This window comes from Kocuria rhizosphaericola, assembly GCF_044462205.1.
Classification (GTDB): Bacteria; Actinomycetota; Actinomycetes; order Actinomycetales; family Micrococcaceae; genus Kocuria; species Kocuria rhizosphaericola.
In genome coordinates, this window is sequence record NZ_JBISWK010000065.1 from 1 (window position 1) to 6094 (window position 6094).

General features: G+C 72.2%; 5 protein-coding genes. All 5 read left to right on the forward strand.

Going from position 1 to position 6094, the window contains the following annotated elements; all coding sequences use genetic code 11:
- A partial coding sequence (gene aceE, locus ACH9D2_RS06675; RefSeq protein ID WP_396362062.1) for a pyruvate dehydrogenase (acetyl-transferring), homodimeric type occupies nt 1-2055 on the forward strand: 2055 nt, incomplete at its 5' end.
- A gap of 112 nt (nt 2056-2167) precedes the next feature.
- Entirely contained in the window at nt 2168-3442 is a 1275-nt protein-coding gene (locus ACH9D2_RS06680; protein WP_396362063.1) for a helix-turn-helix domain-containing protein, read from the forward strand.
- Between the two features lie 78 nt (nt 3443-3520).
- Nucleotides 3521-4435 carry an acyltransferase domain-containing protein gene (locus ACH9D2_RS06685; protein WP_396362064.1) on the forward strand — a complete coding sequence of 305 codons (915 nt, stop codon included), beginning with the start codon at nt 3521-3523 and terminating at the stop codon, nt 4433-4435.
- A 109-nt stretch (nt 4436-4544) separates the two neighbouring features.
- Complete coding sequence (locus ACH9D2_RS06690; protein ID WP_396362065.1) at nt 4545-5612, forward strand: beta-ketoacyl-ACP synthase 3; 1068 nt, start codon at nt 4545-4547, stop codon at nt 5610-5612.
- 206 nt (nt 5613-5818) lie between these two features.
- Complete coding sequence (locus tag ACH9D2_RS06695) at nt 5819-6064, forward strand: acyl carrier protein (protein ID WP_017833742.1); 246 nt, start codon at nt 5819-5821, stop codon at nt 6062-6064.
- The last annotated feature ends 30 nt before the right edge of the window (nt 6065-6094 follow it).

Below are 6094 nucleotides of genomic sequence, written 5' to 3' on the forward strand. Positions count from 1 at the left end.
ATCAAGGACACCTCCGACCAGCAGGTCTGGGCGTTCCTGGGCGACGGCGAGATGGACGAGCCGGAGTCGCGCGGGCTGCTGCAGCTGGCCGCCAACGACAAGCTCGACAACCTCACCTTCGTGGTCAACTGCAACCTGCAGCGCCTGGACGGGCCGGTGCGCGGCAACGGCAAGATCGTCCAGGAGCTCGAGGCCTTCTTCCGCGGCGCCGGCTGGAACGTCGTCAAGGTCCTCTGGGGCCGCGAGTGGGACCAGCTGCTCGCCAAGGACGAGGACGGCGAGCTCGTGCGGATCATGAACGAGACCCTCGACGGCGACTTCCAGACCTACAAGGCGGAGTCCGGCGGGTTCATCCGCGACCACTTCTTCGGCAAGTCCCCGGCCACCAAGGAGCTCGTCGCGGACATGTCCGACGACGAGATCTGGGAGCTCAAGCGCGGCGCGCACGACTACCAGAAGGTCTACGCCGCCTACAAGGCCGCGACCGAGCACGAGGGCCAGCCGACCGTGGTCCTGGCGCAGGGCGTCAAGGGCTACGGGCTGGGCAGCCACTTCGAGGCCCGCAACGCGACCCACCAGATGAAGAAGCTGACCATGGAGGACCTCAAGGCCTTCCGGGACCACCTCCGCATCCCCATCTCGGACGAGGAGCTGGAGAGCGACCTCTACGGCGCCCCGTACTACCACCCCGGCAAGGACTCGCCGGAGATCAAGTACCTGCTCGAGCGCCGGAAGGAGCTCGGCGGCTTCGTCCCGGACCGCCCGCACGACCAGCACGAGATCGCCATGCCGTCCGACGACGCGTACCGGTCCGCGAAGAAGGGCTCCGGCAAGCAGATGGCGGCCACCACCATGGCCTTCGTCCGGGTCCTGAAGGACCTCCTGCGGGAGAAGGAGTTCGGCCACCGGATCGTGCCCATCGTCCCCGACGAGGCTCGGACCTTCGGCATGGACTCGTTCTTCCCCACGGCGAAGATCTACAACCCCAACGGGCAGAACTACCTCTCGGTGGACCGGGAGCTGATGCTCGCCTACAAGGAGTCCCCGCAGGGCCAGATCCTGCACGCCGGGATCAACGAGGCCGGCTCCGTGGCGGCGTTCACCGCCGCGGGCACCGCCTACGCCACCCACGGCGAGCCGATGATCCCGGTCTACATCTTCTACTCGATGTTCGGCTTCCAGCGCACCGGGGACTCCTTCTGGGCCGCGGCCGACCAGATGGCCCGCGGGTTCATCATCGGGGCCACCGCCGGGCGCACCACGCTCACCGGCGAGGGCCTCCAGCACGCCGACGGCCACTCCCCGCTGCTGGCCGCGACCAACCCCGCGGTGGTCTCCTACGACCCGGCCTACGGGTACGAGATCGCCCACATCGTGCGCCGCGGCCTCGAGCACATGTACGGCACGGGCGACGAGGACCACAACGTCATGTACTACCTGACGGTCTACAACGAGCCGTACCAGCAGCCGCCCGAGCCGGAGGGCGTCGACGTCGAGGGCATCCTGAAGGGCATCTACCTGCTCAAGCCCGCCGAGAACGAGGGGCCCCGCGCCCAGCTGCTCGCCTCCGGCGTGGCCGTGCCGTGGGCCCTCGAGGCGCAGAAGCTGCTCGCCGAGGACTGGGGCGTCTCCGCCGACGTGTGGTCGGTGACCTCCTGGGTCGAGCTGCGCCGCGACGGCCTGGCCGCCGAGAAGGACGCGTTCCTCAACCCCGGCGACGGGACGCGGACCCCCTTCGTGGCCCAGCAGCTGGCCGGGGCCACGGGCCCGGTCGTGGCCGTCTCGGACTTCAGCGCGGACCTCCCGGACAAGATCCGCCAGTTCGTGCCGAACGAGTTCGCCTCCCTGGGCGCCGACAGCTTCGGCTTCTCGGACACCCGCGCCGGCGCCCGTCGGCACTTCAAGATCGACTCCCACTCCATGGTGGTCCGTGCCCTGGAGATGCTCGCCAAGCGCGGCGAGGTCGACTGGCGCGCTCCCGGTGAGGCGATCGAGAAGTACGCCCTGAACGACGTGACCGCCGGCACCTCCGGCAACGCGGGCGGCGACGCCTGAGCCGAGCCCTCCGGCGCACCACGGCGCCCCGCCCACCCGCGGCCGGGTGGGCGGGGCGCCGTGGTCGTTCCCGGGTCCGGAGGCGGTGATCCGGTGCTCTAAGCTCGGATGCATGGCTGGACAGGACGGGAACTCCACGACGCGCTGGCTGCGCCCCTCGCGCAGGCGCTCCACCGACCGCCACCGTCCCGTCGCTCCGCCTCACCCCCGCACGCTCGAGAACCTCAAGGCGAACCTCGGCGCGATCTCCACGGTCGCGACCCGGCGCCTCGAGACGGACCTCGGCTGGTTCGAGGAGCTGCGCGCCGACGAGCGCTCCGAGCTGGGTCTCGTGGCCCAGCGGGGCATCTCCTCGTTCGTGCGCTGGTACGAGGACCCGGAGGAGCCCCTGTGGGTGCTCACCCAGGTCTTCCGGGGGGCGCCCACGGACCTGACCCGCTCCATCTCCCTCCAGCACGCCCTGCAGCTGCTGCGGATCGTCGTCGACGTCGTGGAGGAGAAGGTCCCCGAGCTCGCCAAGCACCACGACGAGGCCGCGCTGCGGGAGGCCGTGCTGCGCTACTCGCGGGAGATCGCCTTCGCCGCCGCCGACGTCTACGCCCGCGCGGCCGAGAACCGCGGGTCGTGGGACGCCCGGCTGGAGTCCCTCGTGGTCGACGGGATCCTGCGGGGCGAGCACTCCGACTCCCTGCGCTCCCGCGTCGCGGCCCTGGGCTGGGCGTCGTCGGGCCCGGTCACCGTGCTCACGGGCTCCGCGCCCGAGGCGGCCGGCCCGTCCACCGTGGCCCGGCTGCGGCGGCTGGCGGGCCGCTACGCGCAGGACTCCCTCGTCTCCATCCAGGGCGACCGGCTCCTGCTCATCCTCGGAGGGCTGTCCGACCGGGACCTCGCCCTCGAGAAGCTGACCGCCGCCTTCGGGCCGGGTCCGGTGGCCTACGGCCCGGAGTCCCCCTCGGTCTTCGCGGCGGGCCGGTCCGCCCGGCTCGCCCACGCCGCCCTGTCGGTGGCGCCGGCCTGGCCCGCGGCACCCCGCCCCGTGCACTCCGAGGACCTGTGGCCGGAGCGGGCGATGGCCGGTGACGAGAACGCGCGCACGGCGATGGTCGAATCGGTGTACCGTCCGCTGACGCGCTCCGCGACCGGGCTCGTGGAGACGCTGTCGGCCTACGTCTCCGTGGGCCACTCCCTCGAGGCCACCGCCCGGGAGCTGTTCGTGCACGCCAACACGGTGCGCTACCGGCTGCGCCGGATCAGCGACCTGACCGGCTGGGACCCCCTCGTCCCCCGCGACGCGTTCGTGCTGCACTGCGCCCTCCTGGCCGGCCGGCTCGAGGACTCGTGCGCACCCATCGACACGTCCGCCCCCGCTGTGGGGCCCGTCTTGTAGCATCCCTACAAACACCGCCGCCGGGCTTGGTGGCCTCCGGGCCACCGCCCGGCGGCGCATCCTTGCGAAGCTGTAGCGGTGATCGCGATCGTCTGCCCCGGACAGGGCTCCCAGAAACCCGGCTTCCTCACCGAATGGCTCGCCCTCGACGGCGTCCGCGCCCACCTGGAGGAGCTGGGCGAGGCCGCGGGGCTCGACCTCGTGCACTACGGCACCGAGGCCGACGAGGACACCATCAAGGACACCGCGGTGGCCCAGCCCCTCATCGTGGCCGCGGGACTCGTGGCGGGCCGGCTGCTCGGCGACCGGATCGGCCCCGGACGGGACGACCTGCTCTTCGCGGGGCACTCAGTCGGTGAGATCACCGCCTCCGCCCTGGCCGGCGCCCTCACCGAGGCCGACGCCATGGCCTTCGTGCGCACCCGGGCCAACGCCATGGCCGAGGCGGCCGCAGCCGTCCCCACCGGCATGAGCGCGGTGCTCGGCGGCAAGGAGGACGAGGTCCTCGCCGCCATCGAGGCCGCGGGTCTGACGGCCGCCAACGCCAACGGGGGCGGGCAGACCGTGGCCGCCGGGACCCTCGAGCAGCTGGCCGCCCTCGCGGACCGACCTCCGGCCCGCGCCCGCGTGATCCCCCTCAAGGTCGCCGGCGCCTTCCACACCGAGCACATGGCACCCGCCCTCGAGCCCCTGCGCGAGCTCGTCCCCCGGCTCTCGCCGGCCGACCCCGTGCACCCGCTGCTCTCCAACGCCGACGGCGCGCCCGTGGCCGGCGGCGCCGCGAACCTCGAGGCGCTCGTGGCCCAGGTCTGCCGGCCGGTGCGCTGGGACCTGTGCACGCGCACGCTCCTGGAGCGCGGCGTCGAGCAGGTGCTCGAGCTGCCCCCGGCGGGAACCCTCGTGGGTCTGGCCAAGCGCGGGATGAAGGGCGTCCCGGCCCTCGCCGTGAACTCCGCGGCGGAGCTGGAGCAGGCCAGGAGTATTCTTGACTGACGTCCGCGCGCACCCCGTGCGCCGCCCGTCCCGAGGCCGGAGCACCCGTTCCGCCCAGCCCAGCCGGCCCGTCCGCCGCGCCCGGCCGCACGAAGGAGCAACGACCCCTGTGGTGACCCTCAAGCAGCAGCAGACCAACGCGCACTCCCGGATCCTCGGCCTGGGCGTCTACCGGCCGGACGTGGTCGTGACCAACGACGACGTCTGCGAGTGGATCGAGTCCTCGGACGAGTGGATCCAGCAGCGCACCGGCATCAGGACCCGGCACCGCGCCGCCGAGGACGTGAGCGTCCTCGACATGTCCGAGCACGCGGCGCGGGAGGCGCTGGCCGACGCCGGCATCGAGGCCTCGCAGCTCGGGGCGGTCATCGTGTCGACGATCTCCTTCCCCTACCTCACCCCGTCAGCCGCCGCGGCCCTGGCCGATCGGCTGGGTGCCACCCCGGCGCCGGCCTTCGACATCTCGGCCGCCTGCGCGGGCTACTGCTACGGCATCGCCCAGGCCGACGCCCTCGTGCGCTCCGGAGCCGCCGACCACGTGCTGGTCATCGGCGTGGAGAAGCTCTCCGACGTCATCGACAACAGCGAGCGCTCCATCTCGTTCCTGCTCGGCGACGGCGCGGGCGCCGTGGTCATCGGTCCCTCCTCCACCCCCGGCATCGGTCCGTCCGTGTGGGGCTCCGACGGCTCCAAGTGGGACGCCATCCGGATGACCCACCCGCTCACCGACGTCCGGGCGGTGGAGCAGGGGCGCGAGCGCACCCAGTCGCCCGACCTCGTCGACCCGGAGACCGGGGAGATGCGCGAGGACGCCACCCTCTGGCCGACCCTGCGCCAGGACGGCCAGACGGTCTTCCGCTGGGCCTCGTGGGAGGTCGCCAAGCGCGCGCAGGAAGCCATGGACGTGGCCGGGGTGAAGCCCGAGGACCTGAGCGCCTTCATCCCCCACCAGGCGAACATGCGGATCATCGACCAGATGGCCAAGACGCTCAAGCTCCCCGACTCCGTGATCATCGCCCGGGACATCGCCGACTCCGGCAACACGTCCGCCGCGTCCGTGCCCCTGGCCACGCACCGCCTGCTCGCCGAGCACCCGGAGCTGTCCGGGAAGCTGGCCCTGCAGATCGGCTTCGGCGCCGGCCTCGTCTACGGGGCGCAGGTCGTCGTCCTCCCCTGACCTCCGCCGGCACGCGGGCCGTCCCCCGGCCCGGCCCACGTGTCGGTGCCGCCGCGGGGCCCTGCGAGTCGTCGTAGGGTTGAACCGCACACCCGATGTCCCCCGGCAAGGCCCTCCGGCCTGACCGGGACAGATGCACCCGGCACCTGCCCGGGGGCGCCCGTCACCACCGGCTGCTCCGGCAGCCGCAGAGAAAGGAAGCCACCATGGCGAGCAAAGAAGAGATCCTGACCGGCCTGGCCGAGATCGTGAACGAGGAGACCGGTCTCGAGACCGAGGCCGTCCAGCTGGACAAGTCCTTCACCGAGGACCTCGACATCGACTCCATCTCGATGATGACCATCGTGGTCAACGCCGAGGAGAAGTTCGACGTGACGATCCCCGACGAAGAGGTCAAGAACCTCAAGACCGTCGAGGACGCCGTCAACTTCATCGACAACGCCCAGGCCTGATCCGGCCGGTCGGTGCGCGGCGCGGCGGAC

Excerpts from the sequence above, each read along its gene's own strand:
- ACH9D2_RS06695 (WP_017833742.1), top strand. The coding sequence starts at position 5,819 with ATGGCGAGCAAAGAAGAGATCCTGACCGGCCTGGCCGAGATCGTGAAC.
- ACH9D2_RS06680 (WP_396362063.1), top strand. The coding sequence starts at position 2,168 with ATGGCTGGACAGGACGGGAACTCCACGACGCGCTGGCTGCGCCCCTCG.